Below are 26,245 nucleotides of genomic sequence, written 5' to 3'. Positions count from 1 at the left end.
GTAGTTGTTGGTTCCGGAGTTGTAGTTGTTGTAGTTGTTGTAGTAGTTGTTGTGGTTGTAGTTGTGGTTGTAGTTGTGGTTGTAGTTTCCCCTTCACCTTCACCAGACGCAGTGTAGATAAGTGTTTTAGCAGGGTAGCTACGTTCGTTAGGGAAGTTTTCAGCTTTCCACTTGATGACATTGTTAACTACATCACCTTTTTTCTTAGTTTCAGTCAACTCAGTAGTGTACTCCAAGTACATTGGCCAGTTCCAGTTGTCACCAAAGTTGATAGTGAAACCAGTGATTTGACCTGCAGCGTTCGTAGTATACTCAGCTTTCTTAGTGAAGTTGTCAGTTGGGTCAAGTTTTGTAAGTTGTTCTTCGCTTTCGATAGCTTTAGGTTGAGTTGCGTAACGTACAGCACGAAGGCTTCCTTTTACCAATACTTGTCCGTCTGCAAGCTCATCTGTGATAACCATCTTGTTCAATTTATCTTGACCAGCGTTCAAGATAACTTTCCACTTGATACGTTTTGGATTTTGTGGGTCTTGGTATCCATACTTGTACTCGTATTGACCAATTGCAGTAGAATCTGGATCATATGTCAAATTATAAGTTTGCTCACCATACTTAAATGTCTTTTTACCAGACTCAGTTACAGTACTAGCATTTACAACCACATCGTATTTCAATGACATTCTCTTATTGTTAGGATTTTTAGAGAAATAGTCAGTGAACGTTACTGTTGTTTTACCAGTAGCTGGGTCAGCAACTGCATTACCAACGATTTCAGATCCGTTTTTGATTGGGAATTCTGACTTAACTGGCCAGTTCAATTCTTTTGGCAAGTCAAGAACAAGTGTATCACCTGCATTGATCGCTTGAGAATCTGGGAAGGTAATATTGTTTGTAGCTTCCATGGCTTGACCTCTGCCTACTTTTGTATCAGCAGTAATGGCTTTACCATCGAGGGTAATAGTCGTGTTGTTGGTATAGTTTGTAACTTCGTCAGCAAAAATCGTTGTTACGACTGTCAAAGCCAAAACTAGTACACTAAAAAACGCTAAAACTCGCTTAATGCTCGTTTTTGTGGTTTGCATAATAAACTCCTTATTATTAATTTTTTATCATTGTAACATAATTGTTTCACTTTGCAAAGTAATTTTTATCTTTTTTCACTTATCGTTCGTTTTTTTGTCGATTAAAGAAACGAAAAGTGATAATTGATAAGATGAAGCCTAGGATAGAAAGGATCCAGCTCTCTTCTGTACCTGTATTTGGCAAGCGATTTTCTTGAATTTCCCCACTATCTTTTTGGCTATTTATTATAGACTCAACTTTGGTTTCCGCTTTTGGATTTGTTGAAACATGATTGAGCTCCTCAACTTTATTACCAAGTTGATTTTGAGGTTGGTCATTTTTCTCGCTCTTCTTCACTACTTTTGTACCAAGTTCAGTAATTTCAGGAACAGGTTCTTCGATCAATGTCACTTGGATTAATTCTTTCTTGATGACACGACCTTCTTGAATAGTCAAGCGGTATTTGTATTGACGCTTACCTGTTTTTCCTTCCTGCAAGAGGGCGACTGTCCCTTCTGCTTTATTAGGATTCTCGACAATAGTCTTGTCAAAGGCGACATCTTCTATCTCAATTAGCTCCTCTGTTGTAATCGTAGGAATTCGTTTTGTCCCTACCAAAATAACACGAGTAACTGCCTTTCTGATAACCTTGGTATCTACCAAGGTAGAAGAGCGTTCTTCATCATTGAAGTAGTATTTTTCAAAAGTCTTATGGATCAGTCCATCTTGGCCTTCTTGGAAGACTCTAGTTTCACCTTCTGCTAAGCTTTCGTCATTGCGATATTCTGTCTGATAAGTAATGACCTCATCCTCAGTCACCAAGACTGTACGCTCAACTCCAGTACCCACTACAACGACTTTGTTAACAGGGTGAGTCGTGATGACAGTTCTTAGATGCTCACGTTGAGTTTCTTTACCATTGACATAGGTTACTTGGTAGTAGTCAGTTTGACTTCCTTCTTGGCCTTCTACTTCGACCAAACGATAGGTCACAGGTTTAGACTTATCTTCCCGAACGATGGTGTTGTATGGGATTCCACTTGTGAAGCTGATCTCCTTGGTTTCAGTAACTTGAGAACCGATATGGATAATCTGTTCAAGTGCTGGACGCAACTCTTTGACGCTAATCAAGTCCGTCTTGACTAAGACGCCATCTTTATAAGTAAGCTGATAAATTTTTTCTACTAAGCCCGCACGACCTTCTTGAACAAGCTTACGTTCACCCTTTGGAATGTTTTCATCAATAACGGTAACTGTTCTAAAGTTAGTCTCTTCAGTTCGCGTTTCCTGCTTCACTTTAATATTTGGAACATGTTTTGTCCCTACTAAAATGATGGTCGGTACTGCTTCTCTGACAGTTTTACTTTCGATCAGTTTTGAAGAACGTTCTTCGTCATTGAAGTATTGTTTCTCGATCGTCTTACGGATCAATCCATCCTGACCTTCTTGGATAATCTTTGTTTCACCTTCTGGAAGAGTGTCGTCATTACGGAATTCCGTTGGACTTGTGATTCGCTCTTCCTGAATTTCAAACATGATACGCTCGATTCCAGAACCTTCAACTAAGACTTTATTAACAGGCTGAACTGTAATGACCGTTCTGAGGTGTTCACGTTTTGTTTCCTTACCATTGACGTAAGTTACTTGATAGTAGTCTGTTTGAATTCCTTCTTGGCCCTCTACTTCAACAAGGCTGTAACCAACTGGCTTGGTCTTGTCCTTACGAATAATGACATTGTAAGGAATTGGACTTGTCGTGTTGATTTCTTTAGTTTCAGTGACTTGAGTACCAATATGGATAATCTCGTCTTGGACTTTCTGAATTTCCTTGCTACTGATCAAGTCTGTCTTAATCAAGACGCCGTCTTTGTAGGTTAGTTGGTAGATTTTTTCAATAAGACCAGTTCGGCCTACTTGGACCACCTTAGTCTCACCTTTTGGTAGATCTGGATCTTCGATATTTTGAGTCTTATAAGCAATCTTCTCAGTTTGAGTATCCTGTTCTACCTTGATAGTTGGTACATGTTTTGTACCTACTAAGATGATCGTTGGCGTTGCTTCTTTGATTAGTTTGCTGTCTACTAATTTCGTAGAACGCAATTCGTCATTGAAGTATCGTTTTTCAATCGTCTTACGAAGGAGTCCTTCCTCACCAACTTGAGAAATCTTCGTTTCACCTTCTGGAAGAGTGTCATCATTTCGATACTCAGTTGTGCTTGTAATCTTATCTTCTTGAATTTCAAAGAGGGCACGTTCTACTCCGGCACCTTCGACAATCACCTTGTCAACAGCTTCTTTAACGACTGTTGTCTTGAGGTGTTCACGTTTTGTTTCAGTGCCATTGATGTAGGTTACTTTATAGAGGTCTGACTTCTCACCGTCTTGACCTTCTACCTCAGTCACTCGGTAGCCAATTGGCTTCGTAGTGTCTTTGCGAACCTTAATGGTAAATGGAATTGGACTTGTCTCGCTTGCTTCTCTAATTTCTTTGATACGAGTTCCAACTTGGATGATCTCATCTACTGGATCTGTAGTGATGTTAGATTCTACAAATGTACGAGATGTCTCTTCTCCATTCACTTTCGTTACAGAGTAACGATTTGTTTTCTGGCCTTTCTTACCTGCCTGGATAACCTTAGTTGTCCCTGCAGGAAGTTGGTCTGAAAACTCTTTGAGAGTATTGTAATCGATTGACTCTGTCTCATCTACAAGCTCAGTTGTTTCCACGATAGGTGTCGCATTTCCGACACGAACGACACGGTTGACTGCATCTGTAATCTTATGTTCAGAAACGATGGTACGGCTGATTTCTTTACCATTTCGATAGCTTACCAAGAAAGTACGGATAATTTGTCCTGGAGTTCCTTCTTCATCGACGACACTTTCTCCTGCTGGAAGTGTATTGTCTGAGACATAAACCGTCTTGAATGGAACATCAACTTGCTCATCCACTGTACGTTCTGTCATCTTAGAAGTACCGATTACTGTGATTTCGTCTACAGCTTTTGGATCCTCAACTTTTGAGATTTCTTTACGAGCAACTTCGACATCGTCCTCATAGGTAACTTCATAAGTTGTTGTGATGGTACCAGGAGATCCAACTTGAGTAATCTTGCTGTAGCCTTCTGGTTGGGTTTCATCTTTTTCAATAACCTTGTTGAAGTCTTTTTCTTCGACAACAACTACGGATCTGATTGACACAACCACCCCTAGACCTTTAACAACGATCTTGTCCTTCTTCTCTTTAAGGACATTTTCATTGACCAAGGTACGGTCAACGAGTTCATCATTGAGGTAAGTAAGTTTGTATTGACTTTCAATACGACCTTTTTCACCTTCCTGACGGACTTCTTCGTAGCCTTTTGGTTTCGTGTAGTCGTATTCGATTACAGTTTCAAAGTCTACATCCTTGACATCAGTAGTGTATTCTACTTTTTCTACTGCACTACCAACTGTGATAATGCGTTTGACTGGTTGGTCAATCACTGTTTCAGACGTCAACGTCTTACCAACTTCCTTACCATTCAATTTTCTGATTTGGTAAGTCTTTTCAACAGAACCATTCTTACCAGCTTGATTTTCAAATTGATAAGTCTTAGGTTTTGTTGGGTCCGTTCTGATCTCAGTTTCGTATTCAACAGTTTCTTTCTCAGTAACAGTTTCAAATGTTTCTGTCGCTGTACCAATCAAAACGATTTCTCTCGTAGGCTCTTGAATTACTTCCTCAGATTCAATCTGACGACCTACAATTGTATCACCAACTTTGGTAATCTTATAAACATTAACTTTCTTACCAGGAACACCTTTTTGAACGGTTTCTTTAAATCCGATAGGAAGTTCATCTGTCTCACGAGTTTCGATGATGTACTCTGTCGTTGTTGTTGTACGAAGTGTTTCAACCGTTTTATCACCAACGATATCTACTGGAGCTAATGGCTTGCCATCTAGAGTGTTACGTCCGAGGAAGACATTATTACTCTTGGCATTCAAGTTCACCCACTCACCATTGTATAGTCTAAAGAAACCATTTTTGTTTGGTGTGTCTGCGATGAATTTGTTATCTGTAGCTGTTACTTTAACAGTATCGTTGAGACGGTTGATACCAAAGAAAGCTTGCATTATGTCTTTGATAACTGCTCCATCTGATCTACGAGTGACATCGTAACGTTGCCATGGCTCATTGTCTTTATACTTGAAGGTATTGCTATTAACATCAATAGTAGATGCGTTAGTACTTTCAATAGCAACTGCATTTTTCCATCTAGACTTAATCTTAGAAACGGTCAACTCATTGTTGTCAATGTTGATGCTTCCTCTAGTCTTGGTAAATGGTACTTTTGTAACCTTGTTGACACGTTTACCAGTTGTACGGTCAATAACACTTGCTACATAAGTCGTATCATCGTTGATGTAAATCGGTAACTGCTTGATGTCATCTACTTCAATCTTGTTTCTTGAAATAGTGATGTCACCTGAACCACCACCCTCAACACCTCTAGATGCTTGGGCTGTGTTGTTGTTAACAGAGATGATATAGTCTGTTGAATCACCAGTGATGGTATTACCTTCGATATTCAGGCTATAATCATTTGAACTTTCATTATTTCTAAAGAGAATACCAAAGGTTCCTAGTTGTCCATTTTCAAATGGTTTTGTCAAACCTTCAATGGTGTTATTTGAAATGACGTAACGACCTTTATCAAGAGGTTTGGTCCATTTATGGTTTTTCTCATTTGTCAGGATAGAGATGGCTGTGTAACCACGGTAACGAGCTGGATCATCATCATCGTTTTCCAACTTAGAGTTTGGATCTTGTGTTACCTTGTTGTTACGAATAATGACATCTGTCATAGGGTTAGCACGGTTATAAACCTCGATACCATTCAAACGGTCTCCGAGCGAAACGTTGTTTTCGATGAGGATCTTATTCCCGTCGTGAATATCCAAGCCTTTACGGTAGTTGTAGTTGGTGTAGTTACCAGTATAGGTAATGCCATCGTTATAAGACCCTGCCATTGAGGCCGCACCATATCCAGTACCACCATCCAATACATGACCGTTATATGACAAGATATTGTTGTCTACAACAAAATTACGTTGGTAACCAAACATAACACCCGCAACACGGTTGTTATGAAGGAAAGAATTGGTTACCTTGTTACCGTCCATGATTGGAACATCTGGATCTCCGATAGACTTGACTTCGTTTGAAACCTTTTCAGAAATACTGCTATAACGGATTGGTCTTCCATTGCTATCATACTCTTGAGCCGTTGCCTTACTTGAACTAAAGAAGACACCGGCTCTGTTGAATTTCATAGCACGAACATCATTGATCGTAACATTTGAAGAATCGTTTACATAGATACCATTTGAACGTCCAAAGTAAGATTTCCCTTTACGGTAAAATTCATTATCCTTAGTGTAGTCTGATGAATCATAGGCATGCTCAACAGTTAAGCGACCCACAGTAAAGTTATTCTGATTTTGAATGAGGACCGCAGACTCGTAACGGTTATCCGTCAAGTTTGTTTCAGGATCATGTTCTCCGTCTTGCTTCTTATTAAATAAGATTTTTGTGTTGTTACGACTTGGACCACTACCAATCAAACCTTTTACATTGGCATAGTTTTCATCAATAACCAAGGTATTCTTCAGCAGGACTGTCCCTGATAGCATAACAGAAGCGCCACCCTCAACCTCGTTGGCCGCAGAGAGCGCCTTTTTGATTGCTTCACTCGCTTCAACTTTTCCTGTCGTATCAAGACCAAAATCCGTTGCTTTTACATATTTACCGTAATCCGCATCATCGTATACTTTTGTATTGCTAGCTGCAGCTCTTCTACGACGAACTTTAGGAATTGGAGTTGTAGCCGTTTCAGCTTCATTTGTACTTGTATCGGAAAGTGTAGCAGGAGCAGGAGTTGGATCTTCCTTCTTTTCTGCACTATTAAGAGTTGGATCAGTTTTACTATCTTTATTAAGACTTGCTTCGGCTTCACTGTCTTTATTAAGAGAAGTTTCGGCTTTACTATCTTTATCAGAAGAAGAGGCTTCCGTCGAAGTATTCTTAGCATCCTCCTCAGAGCCTTTTGTTTCCTTTTCCGTTAAAGCTGGAGCTGGATATTTCTTATCTCCCTGATCAACTGCCGGCTTTTCTTCTGAATTTGGCTCTGTAACTGCTCTAGTTTCAGATTCTGGAATAGAAACTGGCGTATTCAATGCAGGCTGGTTTTCATCCTGATTCTTAATAAGACTTTCATTTGAATTTTCAAAAGAATCCGCACTGGCTTTTACCTGGCCTAATTGAAATGTTGTTAACACCCCAATTGCTAACAAAGAGTACTTGGTTGTTTTTTTAATATTCATGAATCCTCCTCTTTCATTTAATTCTTCCCACTTTTCTCAGTCTATACGTTTCAACTAAACCAACCTTTTAACAAAGATTCAATTATTTATTTTATAAGGTGGATAGAAATGGATTTTACTTTAATGATACTTATTGTTTGATAGAAAGTCAACTATTTTATTCTATAAATTTTTACCCAAAAGAATTCCCTTTCTATTTTCCTTTTATCCTCTATAAAATGGAAGAAAGTTCACTATTTATCTTGTATCAACCTCCTATTAAATAATAAAAAGCTGCCGTATATAACCGACAGCTTTATTCAAACGTCATTTAAGATGTAAAAACATTCAAGACACTTGTATTTTGCTCTAAAGTTAAGAAAAGATTCTTCAGATTACTTCTCTAACACAAGAACGTCTTCTGTAGAGAAAAAGCTTTCTTTATAGCCAGAAGCTTCATATGCCTTCAAGATATCCGCCTCAAAAAATCCTTTGCCTTCTTGCCTTGTTTCTCTCGGTACAACAACATAATCAATATTTAAGTCAACTTTTTTATCATTATGATAGTAGATATCATATAGTTTTTCATGCTGTCGAAGGCTTGGAGTATAACTCCCCGTCGTTACTACTGAAGACTCAATTGGCAAATCTTTTAATACTGATTGTATCCCTTCAAAATAATCCTTTCGATTGTGGTAATATTTAATTTCAAAGTTCCATTTATGAGTGTAGCTATAGAGGATCCCTCCTGAAATCACTAAAGACGAAGCAACGAGAGCAACAAGGGCCTTCTCCCCTACTACTTTATAATTACTCAATTGATCCAATGCCAATATTCCCATAATGAATAAAAGAGTAACTGATCCATAGCTATATTGGAAATTAATATCATATTGATAAAGCCAATCTGTTAGTAAATTAATCGCTAGCAGAGGAAGCATAAGGAAATAAGTTGATAGGCGTCGTTGGACAAGTGGCAAAAAGCCTAGAGGAAACAGAACTAAAAAGATATAGCCAAGTTTCTTAGCCGTAAACAGACTACCCAGAACATAAAGCGGATTTAAGATAGTGTTTTTCATCACCATTAACAATCCATTCTCCCCAGACATTAACAAATGACTATATCGAGAAACCATTGCACCTTCACCATATTTTGTCAACAGAAACATAGCGAATCCAAAGTAAATTACCGGCAAGACAAATGTACTAGCATATAACCACTTTTTGAATCTCGGAGATATAGAAAAACGATTCTGAAAGACAAAATAGAGTCCTAGCGATAGTACGTAAATAAAGGAATCCTCTTTTACAAAAAGGATGAGGAGAGCAAACAAGATAGTTCGCAAACGCCATTGAGAGATGATGGCGTAAAAGAGCCATAGAATTAGAGGGGGTAAAAAACAGTTCTCATGAATGTGGTAACTGCCACTGGTTGTCATTGCTGGAGTAGCAAAAAATAGTGCAATGACTAGAGGATTTAACAGTTTTGGCAATTGTAATTTCTTCAATACCAGCCCGAGGGGGATTATAGCAGAAAATACAATAAGAATTTGTAAAATTTCTAATGTTTCTACATAAGGAAACAACATGTAGAATGGAAGAATCGCATAAAAGATTGGAGAAATATGGACAGCAAAGTGCGATAAAGCCTTATCTCTCTCAAGCGTTGTTATCTGTGTGAAGTCTGTCTTCATCCTCTCAAACATTTGAGAGAAAATCCCAATATCAAATGTCGAACCTGAATTTGCCTTGACTTTATAATACACTACAACAGATAAGTAAAGGACATAACAAACTCCAATAATTAAAGTCATCAAGGTAAGTCGTTTAACCCATACTTTACTGATTTTGTCTACAGCCAACCTACTAATAATTAGTCCGATTAATAATGCAATAACAACTGAAGTCAAAATTGGCCAAATTAAAGAAGTAAATTTTGATTCAGCGATATTAAAAGAGTGAATTTTTAGGGCTTCATCTTGAAATTTCCCACTTGCTTGAAGGAGAAGCTTGGGAAAAGATAGCACCACTAATACTGGAAAGACAATTGCAAACCTTATATTGTCTAGATAGAAAAATAAGAATAGAGCAACTGAAATCATAATCAAGCCCAGAGATAAGAATAAGGTTGGACTTTTAAGAATTGCTACAAATAGAATCAAAGCTATCAAAAAAGTATTGAGAACACCAATATCAATGAGTTTCTTATACTCACCAATAAACCAAAGAAATGGGTAAATGATGACAACCCCGATAATTGTCCCAACAATTCCTACTTCTCCTAATTTTAGAAAGAGCGCTTCAGTCGAAAATCTAAGCAAATTAAACAAAACGACAATAAAGTAGGATCCTAACAGTAACCATAAATAGTTCATGTTGGTTAGATTCTTAATTTTTTTCATTTAAACCTCCCGTAATTATAAAATATTTTACCATAAACTGAAGAGCTTGCCTATTTAAAGATAAATAAAGGAGATAATTTTTGACTGCGGCTTTCTCTTTTGAATTGGTTAATAAAAAAACTTATTTCTCACGAAATAAGTTCCCATAAACAGATAAAATTTCTTAGGTCACCTCAGTGATCAATCCTGTATCGACATCATAGACAGCTCCTGAGATAATGACATCGTCTGGAATCAGCGGCGATGCTTTTAAGAGAGCGACATCCTCCCGGACGCTCTCGTAGATATCTTGAAAGGGTAGGAAGTCTTGGTCTCCAACATCAACTCCCAGTTCCTTCTTCAGATGCTGACGGAAGCCTTCATTCTCAAAGGTTTGTGCTCCACAGTCTGTGTGGTGCAAGACCACGATTTCTCGAGTCCCCATCTGTTGCTGGGAAATGACCAAGGAACGAATCATGTCCTCTGTCACGCGCCCTCCTGCATTCCGCAAAATATGGGCATCCCCCAGAGCAAGCCCTAGTGCTGGTGCGACGTGAAGGCGAGAGTCCATACAGGTCACAATGGCTACTTGCGTTTTCGGTTTGATGGGGAGATGAAGGTCTCCGTGCAATTCAACATAGGCTTGATTGGCTTTTAAAAAATTCTCAAAATAGGACATTAGGAACTTCCTTTCTGGTCAATAAATAGTTTGAACACCAAATTATTTACACTCTATCTTACCATCTTTTTCCCAGATTGTCAGTTGTCAGCCTACATGAAAAAGAGGCTGGGACAAAAGTCCTAGTCTCTCAATTGTCTTTGGATTGTCGAGCAAGACGCAGTGGTTGAGTGGGCTCTACTACGCTGATTTGATCAGCTTTTACAGCACTACTCAACTGTGCGGAGGTGGGACGACGAAATCGAATTCTAACGAATTACCGATTTCTGTCCCACTCTCTTTTATGCATTAAGACCGTTTTGGTAAATAGCGATTCAACAAGCCAGCAAAAGTTTGAAGGTTGAGACTTTGAACATAGATCTCACCAGTCCCTCTAAAGGTATTGACGACTCCTTCACCCGTTCCGATGGACTGCCAGAAACCATTCTCCAAATGAATATTATAATCCAAAGACTGGCTCCAAGCAACGACATGGGCGTTATCGATGGTGATTTCTTGATTGTTTAACTCGATTTTTTTAATAGAGCCGTAGGCATTCACCAAGAGGGTCCCTTGCCCTTGGGTCGTCATGACAAAGAAGCCGCCCTGACCACCAAAGAGAGCCTTACCGATCGATTGGGTTTCCATTGTATAGTAAGCTGTACCATCAAGTGCAAGGAAGGCACCATCGTTCAATCGATACTGCTTTTCGCCCAAGTAGAGAGGTACAACCTGACCTGGTGAGTCGGGTGCCAATGCTAGATAAGCATTATTAGACTGGGCAAATACCTGAGTAATAAAGGTGCTTTCACCAGAAACCATTGACCGTCCAACTGCTTTCACAAATCGTCCCACACCAGAGCCACTCGCGTTTAATTTGGTGTTAAGGGTTACATTAGGTGTATGGTAGACCATACTCCCCCGCTGAATATAGACAGTCTCACCTTGATTGAGAGATAGCTCGACCAAAGGGAACTGCACATTGTTATCTGTAAAAAATTGCATGATAATTAACCCCTATCTTTAAGTAAGTATAGACAAAGTATAGCACAGGAAAAACCTTTTCGCAAACGATTCCAAATTCTGTTAAGAAAAGACTCTTTTAAGAACCTCTCCTACAGTGGAGACCGCTATCACTTGAATACCATCTGGTATCGCGATCCCTTGGAGAGAATTTTTTGGCGCGTAAATCTTAGTGAAACCAAGTTTGGCCGCTTCGTTAATCCGCTGCTCAATCCGAGTCACGCGACGAATCTCACCAGTCAAGCCAATCTCACCGATAAAGGCCTCTTGAGGATTGGTTGGAAGCTCCTTGTAGCTAGAAGCAATGGCCACCGCTACGGCTAAGTCAATGGCTGGTTCGTCCAGTTTGACACCACCAGCTGACTTGAGATAGGCATCCTGATTTTGGAGAAGAAGTCCACAACGTTTCTCTAAAACAGCCATAATGAGGCTAACCCGGTTAAAATCAAGACCCGTTGTTGTCCGCTTGGCATTTCCAAATACAGTCGGTGTCACCAAGGCCTGAACTTCCGCCAAGATTGGTCTGCTTCCTTCCATGGTGACGACAATGGCAGAGCCAGTTGCCCCATCCAAACGTTCTTCTAGAAAGACCTGACTCGGGTTGAGGACCTCAACCAGCCCGCCTGACTGCATCTCGAAAATCCCAATCTCATTGGTGGAGCCAAAGCGGTTCTTGACCGCTCTCAGGATCCGGAAGGTGTGGTGGCGCTCGCCCTCAAAATAGAGCACCGTATCCACCATGTGCTCCAACATCCGAGGCCCTGCCAAAGTCCCTTCCTTGGTCACATGGCCGACGATGAAGATAGCGATGTTATTGGTTTTGGCCAGTTGCATGAGCTCAGCTGTTACTTCCCGCACCTGAGAAACCGATCCCTGCACCCCTGAAATTTCAGGAGACATAATGGTCTGGATAGAGTCGATGATAAGGAAGTTAGGCTGGATGCGTTCCACTTCTGCTCGCACGCTCTGCATATTGGTCTCAGCATAGAGGTAAAACTCACTGTCGATATCCCCCAAGCGCTCTGCCCGAAGTTTGATCTGCTGGGCCGATTCCTCGCCACTGACGTAGAGAACCGTTCCCACTTGAGACAGCTGGGTCGATACTTGAAGGAGCAGGGTCGATTTCCCAATCCCTGGATCTCCCCCGATGAGGACCAGACTTCCTGGGACGACACCGCCTCCAAGGACGCGGTTGAATTCCTCCATCTCCGTCTTGGTCCGATGGACATTGATGGAGGTCACATCCGCCAGTTTCATGGGTTTGGTCTTTTCACCCGTTAAGGACACACGCGCATTCTTAATCTCGGTGACCTCAACTTCCTCGACAAAAGAAGACCAAGACCCACAGTTAGGACAGCGCCCTAGATACTTGGGTGAATTGTAGGCACAATTTTGACAAATAAAAGTCGTTTTTTTCTTAGCTATGATAAACCTCTTTCTAAATCTCTAGCTCACACTCAATCACTTGGCAAAAATCAATCTTCTCATTTGGTACAAACTGGCGCATGAGCATGCGATGGGTTACAACTACCACCGTTTGATATTCCCGATACTTAGCCATGCATTCTAGAAAACGAGACTTCATCTTTACAGCTGTCTCATATTGAACAGGAGAATTTGGGAGCAACTCCCCCTTGTTTTCTAAAAACAGACATCTAGCTGTTTCAAAGTTCTCTATACCTGTTTCATAAACCTGCCATTCATGCAATAATGGCTCTACCCTCAAAGGAAGGCCAGTAGCACAGGATACATAAAAAGCCGTTTCTAAAGCTCGCGTCACTGCAGAAGACACCAGGATATCAGCTGAGCCAAACAAAGGATTTTTGCAAAGTTCCTGAGCTTGTTGTCTTCCTTTCTCAGATAAGGGTGCCAAATCTATCCCGAATCCAGTATAGGAACGCTCCTCTAACTCACGGTAATTTGGCTCCCCGTGACGGATAAAAATAATTTTCATATTAAGATCCCCATAAAACTATCCAATCTTGATTCCGCAATCTTGCCACTGCTTCAGTGTTTTAGAGAATTTCTTCTGGTTGGCAACTCCGACAGCAGACAAATCGACAGAAACCTGATAATTCTCCTTGGTAGCTGCCAAAACGGAAGTCTTAACACAGCCATTGCCATCTACCCCTATAAACTCTATGCTTTTAGCACCGTTTTCCTCTAAAAAATCTTTTAAATCTGGATTAGTAAAACAAGAAGCCCGACGCTTCTCAAAGATACGAGAAGATACAAGCAGCAAGCCGGTCGCAAATTTCTTCTTTCTGTCTTTTCTCTCCCAGAAAAAACGATTGAGAATATAGATAACTCGGTCGCTGGGATAGGTAGCAATTTTGTCATTTACAGCTGCAGTCAGTTCTTCATGATATGCTTTTCCTACAGCAACATAATCTGACTGCATGTCTACAACTAATAAATAGTCTGCCATTTTATTCCTCTATTTCCCAGTTGATCCAAATCCACCAGTACGAACTCCGTCTGCCTCATCTCCATCTGCAATTAAGAAAGGAGCAAAGACAGCCTGAACTACACGTTCACCTACTTCAAGAATCACTTCTTGATCGGTGATGTTTTTCATTTGAGCAAAGATATGGCCTTCATTTCCTGGATTCCCATAGTAGTCGCCATCAATGACACCAACTGAGTTAATCAAGACCAGACCTTTTTTACGAGGATTAGAAGAACGATCATAAAGGTAGAGAACCTCAGTTGGTTGCATATATGCCTTGACCCCAGTTGGAACAAGGACGATTTCGCCTGATGCAATCACTGTGCGCTCCGCAACCTTTAAGTCGTACCCAGCTGCATGTGCTGTCTCCCGTTTTGGAAGCAAGTCTTGATTGGTATAGGTTGATACAAGTTCAAATCCACGAATTTTTGTCATCATAATTCCTCTTTCATTCTAAATAGTTTCCATCTCTTCTATTATACCATCACTTTGACCTAGCGTCTCCCCTATACTACTATTCGTATTTTTCCTGACAAACACACAAAAGCCCCCTCAAAGGAGGAGACTTTTGCAGGAGATTATATGAAAAAAGTAAACTGTATCAAACAAAGTTAGGGGGTCTTTGTTGATGAGACTAGTTTACCTCTTTCTCCTTAAAAAATCCTAAAGAGTTTACAATTCTTGTAAAAGATAGTGGAAGAGTTCGAGATTGCCTTTTTCTTCTTTGACTAGGAACTCTGGATGCCATTGCAAGCCGATGATGCGATGACCGTCCACTGCTTCGATGGCTTCAATGGTCTGATCTCGTGGGTCAATGGCTGTCACTCGAAAGTTAGGCGCCAAGTCCTTGATGCTTTGGCGATGAACAGAATTGATCTGGCTGGCTTTCCCAAAGAGTCGCTCCACCACACTGCCTTTTTTGGTCTCAATTGAATGAGAAGTCCCAAAAGGGAGGCCCTGCCAGTGCCCTTCTACTTCTTGATGGAGAGTCCCACCAAAGGCAACATTGACCAACTGAACGCCACGACAGATAGCTAGGACGGGCTTGTTTTGACGGACCGCTTCTTTTAGCAAGGCCAATTCAAACTGATCGCGCTCGAGATTGTAGTCATCACTTTCGACGGTGATCTCTTCGCCATAAAAGCTAGGATGGACATTTTGCCCTCCACTGAGGATGAGCTTGTCCACTGTTTCGATATAATCCTTGGCAAAAGATGGGTCTCCCACTGGGATGACCATAGGAAGGCCACCTACTTGCTTAATGGTTTCCGCAAATTTACAAGATACAGACGAATGGATATTTTTCCCATCTGGATCCACTGCACATAGATTGGCAGAGACTCCAACAATCGTTCTACACATGGCCTTCCCTCCTTTGATATTTCTATTCCCTATTTTATCATCCCACCTTTAGAGCGTCTAATATGTATTTTTTAAGGACCTGATAAATATTTTTTATCACCCAAAGCATAGATGTTTTCCCTTAAAATCTTCCTATGTCAAGTGAGTTTTTTTCCTTTTTGTATGGTAAAATAGAAATGAAATCTTCACGAAGGAGAATGCTATGGATAAACAAATCGTTGCGGTCATCGGTCCAGGTTCTTGGGGAACTGCCCTTTCTCAAGTCCTCCACGATAATGGCCACGAAGTACGGATCTGGGGAAATGTCCCAGAACAAATTGACGAAATCAATCAAGAACATACCAACAAACGCTACTTTAAGGATATCATGCTAGATCCAGGAATCAAGGCCTACCATAACTTGGACGAAGCCCTTTCTGGTGTGGATGCAGTCCTCTTTGTCGTTCCAACCAAGGTAACACGACTCGTTGCCAAGCAAGTAGCTGAACTCTTGGATCATCCTGTCAAGGTCATGCATGCTTCCAAAGGTTTAGAACCAAACAGTCACAAACGGATTTCTCAGATCTTAGAAGAGGAAATCCCCGCTTCTCTCCGTAGCGAGATTGTGGTCGTGTCTGGGCCAAGTCACGCCGAAGAAACCATCGTTCGTGATATTACTTTGATTACAGCGGCTTCTAAAGATTTAGAAACAGCTCGCTATGTTCAGGAACTCTTCAGCAACCACTACTTCCGCCTCTATACCAATACAGATGTGATCGGAGTTGAGACAGCCGGTGCCCTGAAAAATATTATCGCAGTCGGAGCTGGAGCCCTCCATGGACTTGGATACGGAGATAATGCCAAGGCTGCCATCATCACGCGTGGACTAGCTGAAATTACCCGTTTAGGTGTTAAACTTGGCGCCAGCCCATTGACCTATAGTGGGTTATCCGGAGTTGGAGACCTGATCGTGACAGGGACTTCCATCCACTCAAGGAACTGGCGAGCTGGGGATGCCCTCGGTCGCGGTGAAAAACTAGAAGATATCGAAGCCAACATGGGTATGATCATTGAAGGGATTTCAACCACTAAGGCCGCCTACGAACTGGCCCAAGAGCTTGACGTCTATATGCCGATCACACAAGCCATCTACCAAGTGATTTATGAAGGGCAAGACATTCGTGAAGCCATTAACTTCATGATGAACAATGAATTTAAAGAAGAAAATGAGTGGAACTAAGGGATCGTTCCTTACCAATTAGATTAACAACCAATTATTCTTTAGTTAGAAAGGAATTATTATGACAAAAGTTAGAAAAGCAGTCATTCCTGCGGCCGGACTTGGAACTCGTTTCCTACCTGCAACCAAAGCCTTGGCCAAAGAAATGTTGCCAATCGTGGATAAACCAACCATCCAATTCATCGTTGAAGAAGCCCTTAAGGCTGGCATCGAGGATATTCTCGTTGTCACTGGTAAATCAAAACGTTCGATTGAAGACCACTTCGACTCAAACTTCGAACTTGAGTATAACCTCAAGGAAAAGGGGAAAAATGACCTGTTGAAACTGGTCGATGAAACTACCGGGATGCGCCTCCACTTCATTCGTCAGACTCATCCACGTGGCCTTGGAGATGCCGTTCTTCAAGCAAAAGCCTTTGTTGGGAATGAACCTTTTGTCGTGATGCTTGGAGATGACCTCATGGACATTACCGATAACCAGGCTACTACTCTAACGAAGCAATTGATGAATGACTATGAAGAAACACATGCTTCAACCATTGCTGTCATGAAAGTTCCCCATGAAGAAGTTTCAGCCTACGGAGTCATTGCACCTCAAGGGGAAGGCATCAAGGGACTGTATAGCGTTGAAACCTTTGTCGAAAAACCGGCACCTGAGGAAGCACCAAGTGACCTTGCCATTATTGGTCGTTACTTGCTGACTCCAGAGATCTTCCAAATTTTAGAAAACCAAAAACCAGGCGCTGGAAATGAAATCCAATTAACTGATGCCATTGATACCTTGAACAAGACCCAACGAGTATTTGCCCGTGAGTTTAAAGGCAGACGCTACGATGTGGGGGACAAGTTTGGGTTCATGAAAACATCTATTGATTATGCCTTGAAACACCCACAGGTTAAAGATGATCTCAAACAATACATCATCAACCTTGGAAAACAATTAGAAGAAACAGGAAAAGGTACCGAGGAGTAAAAAATTGCTCCCCTCGAATTTTCGACTATGAAGTAAAGAGACCGGACAATACGTCCGGCCTCTTTTCATTTCTTAAAAAGTTGCTTTTTTAGGCTTTGTTCTGTTTGCGTTTTTCTACATAGAAGGCAAATCCAAGGGCACTAATCAAGACACCGCCGATGATACCAACCATTGAAATGGTTTGTCCAGTAGATGGCAATTTCTTGCTTTCTGTTTTTTCTTCTACCTTAGCTGCTGTTTTGTAGACAACTCCATAAGATGAGAAGTGATTGGTTGTGAAGGTTACCTTGCTCTTGTCTTCATTCAAACTGAACTGGTAGGTTTCAACCTTGCCATCTTCTCCAATGCCTACAACAGATTCTACTTCTTTCGTAGGATCAACTGGCATAGTCACCACAGTTGGGCTGAATTGATGAACGGCTCCATTTTGATTTGACAACTGAATGTCATAAATCTTATAATCTTTACCTTTCAAAGCTTGGACGTCCTTCAAAACAGAAACTGCCAAATTAAAGCCACCTTGGGCAAAATCTGGGTTTTGTAGGGTGATTCCAGTAAGAGGATCTACTAAAATGTAAGAATTCGTCGGAAGAACTGGACGATTGTTTGTAGTTGGAGCAGGGACAATCTTAGTTGATGTGTTTACATCCTTGTTTGGCTCAGTACTTGGTTGAGTTGGCTTGGTTTCGTTCTTGCTTGGCTCAGTACTTGGAACTGTTGTTGTGGTTGCGTCCGTACTTGGCTCATTTGTCGTGGTAGCATCCGTGCTTGACTCGACACTTGCCTCTGTTGTCGTAGTTGCGTCAGTGCTTGGCTCGGCACTTGCCTCTGTTGTCGTAGTTACGTCCGTACTTGGCTCGACACTTGCATCTGTCGTCGTAGTTACGTCCGTACTTGGATCGACACTTGGCTCAGTTGTTGTGGTTGCATCCGTGCTTGGCTCGACACTTGGCTCAGTTGTTGTAGTTGCGTCAGTGCTTGGCTCGACACTTGCCTCTGTTGTTGTGGTTGCGTCAGTGCTTGGCTCGACACTTGGCTCAGTCGTCGTGGTTGCATCCGTGCTTGGCTCAGTACTTGGAGCTGTTGTTGTGGTCGCGTCCGTTGGTTCCTTGTAATCATCTGGGAGAGATGCCCGATACGGATCATCTGTTCTACCCGCTTCTTTCAAGGTTGCTGAAAGCTCAGCTTCATATTGTTTAAATTGTTTGAAAAGACGTTCAGAACGCGCAATTGCTTCAGCAGTTACTTGATCCTCTGCCCCTTTTGCAGCTGCTTCATCAGCTTTCAAGGCAGCGTATTTTGCATCACTCACTTTTTGTTCAATAATGAGCTGTTCTTCTAGTGCTTTCCAATGATTTTGGATAGATTTTCCAAAGAGATCTTGGTTATTGATGGCCATTTGGTCAATGTGCCAAACTGTCCAATACCATGAATTTGGATCATAAGTAGCTGTTTGAGGTTTAAAAGCTTCGTAAGTATCCTTTACATTTCCATAGAATGGAACATAAGGGGTATTCCGTGAAGGTCCCATACCTATCCATACAGTTCCACCAAATGATTTTGGAAGATTTGGATTGATTTGATAGACATGGGCATCGATTACATTTTCGTTTCCTAAAGCATATTTGTATTGGTCTTTACGAACAGTATCGTTGCTACCATCGTCACCTTGTTTCTTCACGCCAATTTGATCATCTGGTACAAAGCGTCCATTCAAGTGTTCAAAACGGTTCCGTTGCAAGGCAAAAGCATCTTCTAAAGTGTATTTTTTGTTTGGATCGGTTGGTGAACGGAAGAGCTCATACTCATCATCCTCATAGGTGACTTTAGAGTCTGGATCTAGCAAGGTAATACCTGCATAGGTCCGTGAGCGGTCTCCTTCAGCATATTTTTCTGGTCCATAAGATTTAGCAATATGGAAGTTTCCATCTTTATCGGTCTTGTAGTTGCCAGATTCCTTGGCTACTTTTTCTACATCTTTAGAGGCAATGACATTTTCAGTGTCATTCAAATCAACATGACCTAGGTAGTAGGTATTTGCAAAGACTGCGTATTTATCTTCTGGCACCTTCACCGCTACATATTGGTGACCAGATAGAATTTCCATATACCAAGTTTCATTTTGGTCTGCAAAAACGACCACGTTCCCTTCAGCTGAACCTTTTTCTTCAATGACTTTAGCCAGTAATTCAACCCCTTCGCGGGCAGTTTTAACACGTGGCAAGATGACATCCAGCATAGCAGCTTCTGGAAGTCCATCCGCTTTCAAAGGATCCGTTGTCAAGACCTTCTTATTTGGAATAGCTGTTACTGTCGCAGTCATGGATACACCGGCCTCATTAAAACCGTGTTCCCCGAAAGCACCATTACTACCGTCACCACGAGCAGAATCATAAGTAGCTGTGTATTTCATTTCGTTGGTAGCATGCGGGTAGGTGAATCCGTTGGATTCATCCTCGATTTGATCTCCCTCATTATAGGTCTTGGCATCGACAACAACATAGTTTTTGTTGTGTTTTCCACCATTTGGATAATAAGGATAGTCCTCAGTCCGACCAAAAAGGGTGGTACCATCCTTGGTCAACTGGCGGCCAATGATAAATCCACAACAGGCCTGAACGGCTTGAATTGGTAGGAGTAAGAACGTCATCGCTACCAAAGCTAGTTTAAACAACCATTTCTTCATTGCAAATCTCCTTTTTGCTTATTTTATGTCCTCAAACGGTTTTTGGACACAAGAAGGTTTTATATACCACCAGTCTACTCCTTTTGAATCAACATTGCAAGCGCTTTCTTTTTACGTTTTTATTCATTTATTGGTAATATTTTTTGCTTTCTCTACCGTTTTTGAGAAATATATACAAAAAAACTGAGACTTCACTCAGTTTTCAGATAATTTACAAATGTGCTACAAATCAAAAAAAGGGATGAAAGATAAAAGGCCAAGCACAAAGAAGGATAGCCCCAACTGTATAAAGGATCAGGGCTCCCCAGCGCCAGCTTTTCTTCACGCTATCTCGCTCACCATAGATGGGAAAGACAAAAGCTAGAATCCCTCCTCCCACCAGGCCTCCTAGATGACCGGCTAGACTGATCCCCGGCATGAAACTAAAGAGGATATTGATCAAAATCAAGGCAGTGTAACGTTGGCCCAGATAGCGAATATAGGGACTTCGAGCGATGAAGCGTAAACTGACAATGGCAGCAAAGAGTCCAGCTAGGGCTGTAGAAGCACCTGCTGCGACGACTTCTGGAGAAAAGACCAAGACAAAAAGATTGCCCATCAAGCCAGATAAGAGGTAAAGGGCTAAGAAGGCCTTCGAGCCAAATAGATCTTCTGCGATTCTACCGATAAAATAAAGGGTAACCATGTTCAAAACAAAGTGCTGCAAGCCAACATGAACAAACATGGCAGCAAGCAAACGCCAGCTCTGGCTTGGGTCCACCTGGATTTCATATCCTAAGACACCCCCAAAGTCGTAAACAGATTGAACCGATTCATAATCAAAGCCACGAAGCAATAACATGGATAGAAAAACACCGGTTGTTAATAAGAGTAAGCTACTGGTCACTGGGTATTTCTTATCAAATAGTTGATTCATCCACAATAACCTCCTGTACTGGAATATCATGGGGAGCAGGTGCAAAGTCTACTTCCTGGCAGGCATAGATGGTGCTGACGGTCGCTCCGTCGAAATCTGCCAAATAGCGATCGTAATAACCTCCGCCATAACCTATCCGGTAGCCATCCTTTTGAAAGGCCACTCCGGGAACATGGATCAGGTCAATCTTCGACTGATCTACCGCTTGAGTAGCATCCTCTGGTTCCAAGAGGCCAAAGGCTGTTGGTTTCAAATTCTGCGGATCATAGGCCACAAATTCCATGCATCCTTTGGGATAGGTCTTTGGGATGACGACCTGTTTGCCATCTTCTTGAGCTGCATCAATCAGAAAACTTGTATCCACTTCATGCGGGAAGGACAAATAGGTCGCAATCACGCTTGCTGCTTGATAAGCTGGCAAAGAGCGCAACCGCTGGATCAAGGCTTGATCAGCCTTTCGCTTGTTCTCCAGCTCCAAGCCTTTCATCTTCTTCAATACACTTTTTCGAATACTTGCTTTCATTTCCATCTCTCTTTATTGGTTGGCTTTCATTTTTAAGAAAGGACTAATGGCTTTGACACCAAAGTGCAGGGCTTCTTCCTTGGGACTCATCTGAGGGTGATGGAGGGCATAAGGGCTGTCCACTCCCAACCAGAACATGACTCCATCCACTTTTGACAAGAGATAACCAAAATCCTCTCCGGTCATCGCTGGCAGGATATCCATCAAGGTGACATCTTCTGCTTGATCAAAGAAGGTCATCAGTTCATCTGCCAAGTCTGGATTGTTTTCCACTGGCAAATAGCCCCCTTGCTTGAGTTCCAGGTCTAATTCCATATCAAAAGTCGCTGCAACTCCTCTCGCAATCGTCTCGAGTCGCTTCTGGGTCAAGAGGTTCATTTCCATAGTCAGAGTTCGAATCGTTCCATGTAGAAAGGCCGTCTCTGCAATGACATTATTGGTCGTCCCCGCATGCATGGAACCAAAGGTCACAACCGCTCCCTCGACAGGATCGACATTGCGGCTGACAATGGTTTGAACCTGAGTGACAAAATAGCTGGCAGCAACCAAGGCATCCTTGGCTTCATGGGGAAAAGCAGCATGTCCCCCTTTTCCTTTAAAGGTCAGCTTCACTTCACAGGTCCCTGCAAAGAGCGTCCCCCGATTGGTCGCAATCTCGCCTACCTTTAAGTCCGGACGGACATGGAGGCCGTAGAATTGATCAGGCAACCAGTCTCCAAAGGCCCCATCCTCAAACATGAGCATGCCTCCAGCTTCATTTTCCTCGGCTGGTTGAAAGAGGAACAAGAGATTGTTCTTAGGCTGTTCTTGAACCAGTTGCTCCAGCAAGCCCAAGGCTAAGGTCATATGGACATCATGACCACAGGCATGCATCCGACCTTCGTGACGAGAGGCAAAGTCAAGGCCAGTTTGCTCGATAATGGGCAGTCCATCGATATCCGTTCGCCAGCCAATGGTCTTTTCTGGATTGGATCCCTTCAAAAAGACTAAGATCCCCGTCCGCCAGGTCCGCTGCTCGACGAATTCTTTTCCCTCAATGATTTCTGCGATCCGCTCCAAGAGATAGGCTTGTGTTTTAAATTCTTCTAGTCCAATTTCTGGGATTTGATGCAGGTCCCGTCGAATCTTTACTAAATCAAGTGTCATATCCATCTTCCTCTTTTGAGAAGAAGCCGAGGTATCCCCCAGCTTCCTTTTCTTATTCCTCTATTATAGGTTACGCAAGGCATCCTCAAGTGCTGTTTTTTGTTGCGTCTGTTCGTCAATCGTCTTGATCACGCGCGCAGGTACACCTGCTACCACTACATTTTCAGGTACATCTTGGGTAACAATCGCACCCGCCGCTACGACAGAGCCATTACCAACTTGAACCCCTTCGATAACGACGGCATTGGCACCTACCAAGACGTTATCCCCAATACGAACTGGTTCTGCAGAGGCTGGCTCAATCACACCAGCTAGAACCGCCCCTGCCCCGATGTGGCTATTTTTACCAACCGTTGCACGGCCACCAAGAATAGCTCCCATATCGATCATGGTCCCCGCACCGATTTCAGCACCGATATTGATGACCGCTCCCATCATGATCACCGCATTGTCTTCAATGGTCACCTGATCTCGAATGATCGCACCTGGTTCAATCCGGGCATTCAAATAACGCTTGTCCAGCAAAGGTACCGCTGAATTGCGACCATCTTGCTCTACGATATAGTCTTTGTTTTCTGTTAGGTTGGCAAGAAGGGGCTCAATCTCTTTCCAGTCTCCAAATAGGACATTGCCTAGCTTTACAACGGATGCTGGAAGCTCTCCTGCCAATTCCCCTTCAAAGGTCACTTTTACGTTGGTTTTCTTTTCTGCATTGCCGATAAAGGCGATAATTTCTTGTGCAGTCATTTTTTGTGCAGTCATGGCGATACCTCTTGTTCTATGTAGTCAGTCCTCTAGGAAGATAGGCTCCTTTTGAACTCTTAGATTTTACTATTATAGCATAATTTAACAGACACATTAAATCACGCTATGGTTTCTTTTTAACAGCTATTTCTTTTAGATACCACTGCTCGGAGTTTTCCTCGAAATTTAGGGAAACTAGTTCATTGTCTACTGTTGAATAGGAGAGGGTGCAGGAGTATACTTTCTGAGAAGATGAGATGGAAAAATGTGTGACTTCAGGAGTTCCCATTTGAGAAATAACGTCATGAATTTCCTGTCCATCTTGAGAAAAGAGAGCTCTAAATTCTTCTGTTGTTTTGGTCGGTTCTCCTAAAGAATTACCGTAATATCCCATATAGATATTAGTGACCCTATACTCATTGTCATGTCCCATTAGATTAAAACTGACATTTCCACGATTATCCGGTAGTTCATATTGTAAGGTAATTCCCCGATTGTTTGCACTTACATTAGAAAAATATCCTCTTTTGGCTTTTCCATGCTGATTCACAAGTTCTTCTGCGGTCACATTGGATAATTTATTTTTTTGACTGAGAACTAATAACTCGTCAAAATTAAAGTCACGAATTCCATTATCCCCATCTATATAGGGGGAATTTTCGGCAGTCAATTGTCCCGATTTCTTATCTGACTCACTCTTCTCTTCCTTTGTTGAGCTAGAAGATTCTGATGTTTGGCTAGAGGAGGCAGATGATTGTTTAGAGGATGTCGAACTGAAAGAATGGCGGTCCTGTTTCTTACTTACTGGGGTATCCTGCTCTGTCTTTTGGGAAGATTGACTCACATAGCCAATTACCCCAATTATAAAAGTAAAGAGAAGAACCACCCCCACGCCAGCTACTAGAAGAGAACCAAAACGAGGCAAGCCTGATCCACGAAAAGCATCCTCACGGACGCTTCTCTTCACTCCTTTTTGATAGCTCTGAAGACTGGGACTTTCAAAAGCTTCTCCTTCAGGTCCACGATCCGAAAAGACTTCAGATACTTCCCTATTCCTACTAGGGAACCTAGACCATGCTCTTTGAATCTGTCTATCTTTTTCCATTCCATTTTCCCTTCTATTTGCTTACATTTGTTTTTTAGGGTCTGGTTGACTCTTACGCAACAAGTAATAGGAATCTTCTACCTGTTTAAACTCCAATAAATAAGTTTTCTCCTTCTCATCCTGATAGGACAGTTGAAAGCCTTCCTGATCAGGGCCGATTTGGCGTCGGACAAGGGATTGTAAGCCCTGATAGCTACCTAGAAGTGCCTTCAAATCTATCTTTTCTCCAGGTTCTAAGCTCTGATAAACTTTTTCTGAAAAAAATTTTTTTCCATCCCAATCGAGATTGGCCAGACTGGCGTCAATCTCTTCTAGCAGATAGCTACCATCAACCCCCTTGCTAAAAAGCAAACGGATGGATGACCCCTTGCCTCTGTCGTCCCAACGATAAAGGAGGGAGAGACTGGGCTGCTTACTTGCTGTAGATTGAATGAGGACTTTCTCTTGCGGATGTCCCATCTCCTTCAGAAGGTTCTCCAGGCGACTTCCAGTCTGCTTTAGGCTACCGTTTTGGTTCTTTATCGACAGAGGGAAATGTTCGATCTGATCCAAGGTCCATGACGAATCCTTTTTTTCATTGGTTTCTTTCAAGAGTCGCTCCCCTTGAAATTCTTTCGCTTTAAAAGTTGACAAGTTCCTTATTTCATTTATGTCTCTAGAACTTTTCGGCGGATGACTAAGGACCTCTAGGCCCATCCCTAAGAGGAGCGCCAGCAGCAGGAGACCAGGAATTTTTAGCTTCTTGATGACTGTATCCATTTACTCCTCCTTATTCGACCTTGACTAGATAATAGCGAGCATCTTTTTGGGCTTGCAAAGTGAGAAAGACCAGTCCCTCTTGTGCACGGTAGGTCAAGACCAAAACTATCTTTCCATCCTTAAGATTCAAAAGTAATGATTGTGGCAAGCCAACCTTTTGTAAAATGTCTTCTAGTTTCATGCCTGTTTTCTCTTTCCCGCTAGCAAGACTGGTCAGGGTTGCCTTTTTCAGCTGTTTACTTTCTAAATTGTGCTTAGAGGTTGGTTGATATCCCTGAATAGCTGTCAGATAGTAGCCATCCTTCATATGAGTAAATTCAAATTGGTATCTATCTCGACCATCTTGTGTCGTACCATAGCTGAGACGAAGGAGCTGCGTTCTAGCTTTTGATTCAAGCCGAGCCTGCTTGGCTCCCCCTAATTTTTCGACCAGGGTCTCTGGGGTCGTCCCCTTGGTGCTTGGCACAAGAGTCGCATCTCCTATTTTAAACTCCAGCAATTTCTCCAAATTCACCCCAACTTCTGGGCGATCTGATTTCGCTAGGAAGTCCTTCAGATAGGCTTCCTCCTTACTAAAGGTCACTTGCCGGTCTGGACTTAGCTGGTCTTGTGGTCTCCCAGAAGCAGCGAGTCCATAGCCTACTCCCAGCATTGCGAGGATCCCTAAAATAATTCCTCTTTTTTGGATAAAAGCTAAGAGGGTCTTCAGATGTTTTCTTGTTATTTCCTTTACATTATCCATTCTGCAATCGTATCTGTATCCCTTTCCTTCCGACTGTTTACCCCTGTTTTCTATGGCAACATATCCTACTATACCATAAATAGCCCGTCCTCGCTAGAATAGAGAAGAGGCTGGGACAAAAGTCCTAGCCTCTCAATTGTCTTTGGATT

Annotated in this window: 20 protein-coding genes; 2 read left to right on the top strand and 18 right to left on the bottom strand. The window is 42.0% G+C overall.

The window, feature by feature from the left end:
- The 10 genes from ADF75_RS04155 to ADF75_RS04110 form a co-directional block, all read right to left on the bottom strand.
- The coding region (locus ADF75_RS04155) for an Ig-like domain-containing protein (RefSeq protein WP_048789253.1) at positions 1 to 1,082 on the bottom strand (1,082 nt) is incomplete at its 3' end.
- Between the two features lie 79 nt (positions 1,083 to 1,161).
- On the bottom strand, positions 1,162 to 7,431 hold the full coding sequence (locus tag ADF75_RS04150) for a G5 domain-containing protein (protein ID WP_048789249.1): 6,270 nt from the start codon (positions 7,429 to 7,431) through the stop codon (positions 1,162 to 1,164).
- 374 nt (positions 7,432 to 7,805) lie between these two features.
- Positions 7,806 to 9,812 (bottom strand): DUF2079 domain-containing protein, encoded by a 2,007-nt coding sequence (locus ADF75_RS04145; RefSeq protein WP_048789248.1) that lies wholly within the window; start codon positions 9,810 to 9,812, stop codon positions 7,806 to 7,808.
- 163 nt (positions 9,813 to 9,975) lie between these two features.
- On the bottom strand, positions 9,976 to 10,470 hold the full coding sequence (locus ADF75_RS04140) for a beta-class carbonic anhydrase (RefSeq protein ID WP_048789247.1): 495 nt from the start codon (positions 10,468 to 10,470) through the stop codon (positions 9,976 to 9,978).
- Between the two features lie 288 nt (positions 10,471 to 10,758).
- Positions 10,759 to 11,454, bottom strand: coding sequence for a TIGR00266 family protein (locus tag ADF75_RS04135; protein WP_006595479.1), 696 nt, complete (start codon positions 11,452 to 11,454; stop codon positions 10,759 to 10,761).
- Positions 11,455 to 11,535: 81 nt separating this feature from the next.
- On the bottom strand, positions 11,536 to 12,897 hold the full coding sequence (gene radA / locus ADF75_RS04130; protein ID WP_082162652.1) for a DNA repair protein RadA: 1,362 nt from the start codon (positions 12,895 to 12,897) through the stop codon (positions 11,536 to 11,538).
- A 13-nt stretch (positions 12,898 to 12,910) separates the two neighbouring features.
- Positions 12,911 to 13,426 carry a histidine phosphatase family protein gene (locus ADF75_RS04125; RefSeq protein WP_048789245.1) on the bottom strand — a complete coding sequence of 172 codons (516 nt, stop codon included), beginning with the start codon at positions 13,424 to 13,426 and terminating at the stop codon, positions 12,911 to 12,913.
- Positions 13,427 to 13,444: 18 nt separating this feature from the next.
- Entirely contained in the window at positions 13,445 to 13,900 is a 456-nt protein-coding gene (locus tag ADF75_RS04120; protein WP_048789244.1) for an isochorismatase family protein, read from the bottom strand.
- Positions 13,901 to 13,909: 9 nt separating this feature from the next.
- Positions 13,910 to 14,356, bottom strand: a complete 447-nt coding sequence (locus tag ADF75_RS04115; protein ID WP_048789252.1) for a dUTP diphosphatase — start codon at positions 14,354 to 14,356, stop codon at positions 13,910 to 13,912.
- 237 nt (positions 14,357 to 14,593) lie between these two features.
- Positions 14,594 to 15,283 (bottom strand): gamma-glutamyl-gamma-aminobutyrate hydrolase family protein, encoded by a 690-nt coding sequence (locus ADF75_RS04110; RefSeq protein ID WP_048789243.1) that lies wholly within the window; start codon positions 15,281 to 15,283, stop codon positions 14,594 to 14,596.
- Between the two features lie 202 nt (positions 15,284 to 15,485).
- Here ADF75_RS04110 and ADF75_RS04105 point away from each other — a divergent pair, with 202 nt between their 5' ends.
- The gene (locus ADF75_RS04105; protein WP_048789242.1) at positions 15,486 to 16,502 is read left to right on the top strand and encodes an NAD(P)H-dependent glycerol-3-phosphate dehydrogenase; all 1,017 of its coding nucleotides are present in this window, start codon (positions 15,486 to 15,488) and stop codon (positions 16,500 to 16,502) included.
- Between the two features lie 61 nt (positions 16,503 to 16,563).
- Positions 16,564 to 17,475: a UTP--glucose-1-phosphate uridylyltransferase GalU gene (gene galU, locus ADF75_RS04100; RefSeq protein WP_048789241.1), complete on the top strand. Its 912-nt coding sequence runs from the start codon at positions 16,564 to 16,566 to the stop codon at positions 17,473 to 17,475.
- An 88-nt stretch (positions 17,476 to 17,563) separates the two neighbouring features.
- On the opposite strand, the gene ADF75_RS10865 is transcribed toward galU, so the two are convergent.
- From ADF75_RS10865 to ADF75_RS04060, 8 genes are all read right to left on the bottom strand, one after another.
- Positions 17,564 to 20,161, bottom strand: coding sequence for a C69 family dipeptidase (locus ADF75_RS10865; RefSeq protein ID WP_048789240.1), 2,598 nt, complete (start codon positions 20,159 to 20,161; stop codon positions 17,564 to 17,566).
- A gap of 229 nt (positions 20,162 to 20,390) precedes the next feature.
- Positions 20,391 to 21,077, bottom strand: coding sequence for a rhomboid family intramembrane serine protease (locus tag ADF75_RS04090; RefSeq protein WP_048789239.1), 687 nt, complete (start codon positions 21,075 to 21,077; stop codon positions 20,391 to 20,393).
- Complete coding sequence (locus ADF75_RS04085; protein WP_048789238.1) at positions 21,061 to 21,600, bottom strand: 5-formyltetrahydrofolate cyclo-ligase; 540 nt, start codon at positions 21,598 to 21,600, stop codon at positions 21,061 to 21,063. Before ADF75_RS04085 ends, ADF75_RS04090 begins: the two co-directional genes overlap by 17 nt.
- Before the next feature lie 12 nt (positions 21,601 to 21,612).
- Positions 21,613 to 22,746: an N-acetyldiaminopimelate deacetylase gene (locus ADF75_RS04080; RefSeq protein WP_048789251.1), complete on the bottom strand. Its 1,134-nt coding sequence runs from the start codon at positions 22,744 to 22,746 to the stop codon at positions 21,613 to 21,615.
- 63 nt (positions 22,747 to 22,809) lie between these two features.
- Positions 22,810 to 23,508 carry a 2,3,4,5-tetrahydropyridine-2,6-dicarboxylate N-acetyltransferase gene (dapD, locus tag ADF75_RS04075; protein ID WP_006595464.1) on the bottom strand — a complete coding sequence of 233 codons (699 nt, stop codon included), beginning with the start codon at positions 23,506 to 23,508 and terminating at the stop codon, positions 22,810 to 22,812.
- A gap of 106 nt (positions 23,509 to 23,614) precedes the next feature.
- Complete coding sequence (locus ADF75_RS04070; RefSeq protein ID WP_048789237.1) at positions 23,615 to 24,595, bottom strand: hypothetical protein; 981 nt, start codon at positions 24,593 to 24,595, stop codon at positions 23,615 to 23,617.
- Positions 24,596 to 24,616: 21 nt separating this feature from the next.
- Entirely contained in the window at positions 24,617 to 25,354 is a 738-nt protein-coding gene (locus ADF75_RS04065) for a hypothetical protein (protein ID WP_048789236.1), read from the bottom strand.
- A 10-nt stretch (positions 25,355 to 25,364) separates the two neighbouring features.
- Positions 25,365 to 26,096, bottom strand: coding sequence for a hypothetical protein (locus tag ADF75_RS04060; RefSeq protein ID WP_048789235.1), 732 nt, complete (start codon positions 26,094 to 26,096; stop codon positions 25,365 to 25,367).
- Between the last annotated feature and the right edge of the window lie 149 nt (positions 26,097 to 26,245).

Origin of the sequence: Streptococcus sp. 1171_SSPC (genome assembly GCF_001069335.1) — a bacterium.
Lineage (GTDB): Bacteria > Bacillota > Bacilli > Lactobacillales > Streptococcaceae > Streptococcus > Streptococcus xiaochunlingii.
This window is presented reverse-complemented; position numbering and strand designations above follow the sequence as displayed.

Bases quoted from the DNA above. Each gene is read 5' to 3' on its own strand.
- dapD (WP_006595464.1), bottom strand. From the start codon at position 23,508: ATGACTGCACAAAAAATGACTGCACAAGAAATTATCGCCTTTATCGGC.
- ADF75_RS04065 (WP_048789236.1), bottom strand. From the start codon at position 25,354: ATGGATACAGTCATCAAGAAGCTAAAAATTCCTGGTCTCCTGCTGCTG.
- ADF75_RS04150 (WP_048789249.1), bottom strand. From the start codon at position 7,431: ATGAATATTAAAAAAACAACCAAGTACTCTTTGTTAGCAATTGGGGTG.
- ADF75_RS04070 (WP_048789237.1), bottom strand. From the start codon at position 24,595: ATGGAAAAAGATAGACAGATTCAAAGAGCATGGTCTAGGTTCCCTAGT.
- ADF75_RS04090 (WP_048789239.1), bottom strand. From the start codon at position 21,077: ATGAATCAACTATTTGATAAGAAATACCCAGTGACCAGTAGCTTACTC.
- ADF75_RS04145 (WP_048789248.1), bottom strand. From the start codon at position 9,812: ATGAAAAAAATTAAGAATCTAACCAACATGAACTATTTATGGTTACTG.
- ADF75_RS04140 (WP_048789247.1), bottom strand. From the start codon at position 10,470: ATGTCCTATTTTGAGAATTTTTTAAAAGCCAATCAAGCCTATGTTGAA.
- ADF75_RS04110 (WP_048789243.1), bottom strand. From the start codon at position 15,283: ATGTGTAGAACGATTGTTGGAGTCTCTGCCAATCTATGTGCAGTGGAT.
- ADF75_RS04115 (WP_048789252.1), bottom strand. From the start codon at position 14,356: ATGACAAAAATTCGTGGATTTGAACTTGTATCAACCTATACCAATCAA.
- ADF75_RS04125 (WP_048789245.1), bottom strand. From the start codon at position 13,426: ATGAAAATTATTTTTATCCGTCACGGGGAGCCAAATTACCGTGAGTTA.
- ADF75_RS04135 (WP_006595479.1), bottom strand. From the start codon at position 11,454: ATGCAATTTTTTACAGATAACAATGTGCAGTTCCCTTTGGTCGAGCTA.
- ADF75_RS10865 (WP_048789240.1), bottom strand. From the start codon at position 20,161: ATGAAGAAATGGTTGTTTAAACTAGCTTTGGTAGCGATGACGTTCTTA.
- ADF75_RS04120 (WP_048789244.1), bottom strand. From the start codon at position 13,900: ATGGCAGACTATTTATTAGTTGTAGACATGCAGTCAGATTATGTTGCT.
- galU (WP_048789241.1), top strand. From the start codon at position 16,564: ATGACAAAAGTTAGAAAAGCAGTCATTCCTGCGGCCGGACTTGGAACT.
- ADF75_RS04080 (WP_048789251.1), bottom strand. From the start codon at position 22,746: ATGACACTTGATTTAGTAAAGATTCGACGGGACCTGCATCAAATCCCA.
- ADF75_RS04105 (WP_048789242.1), top strand. From the start codon at position 15,486: ATGGATAAACAAATCGTTGCGGTCATCGGTCCAGGTTCTTGGGGAACT.
- ADF75_RS04085 (WP_048789238.1), bottom strand. From the start codon at position 21,600: ATGAAAGCAAGTATTCGAAAAAGTGTATTGAAGAAGATGAAAGGCTTG.
- ADF75_RS04060 (WP_048789235.1), bottom strand. From the start codon at position 26,096: ATGGATAATGTAAAGGAAATAACAAGAAAACATCTGAAGACCCTCTTA.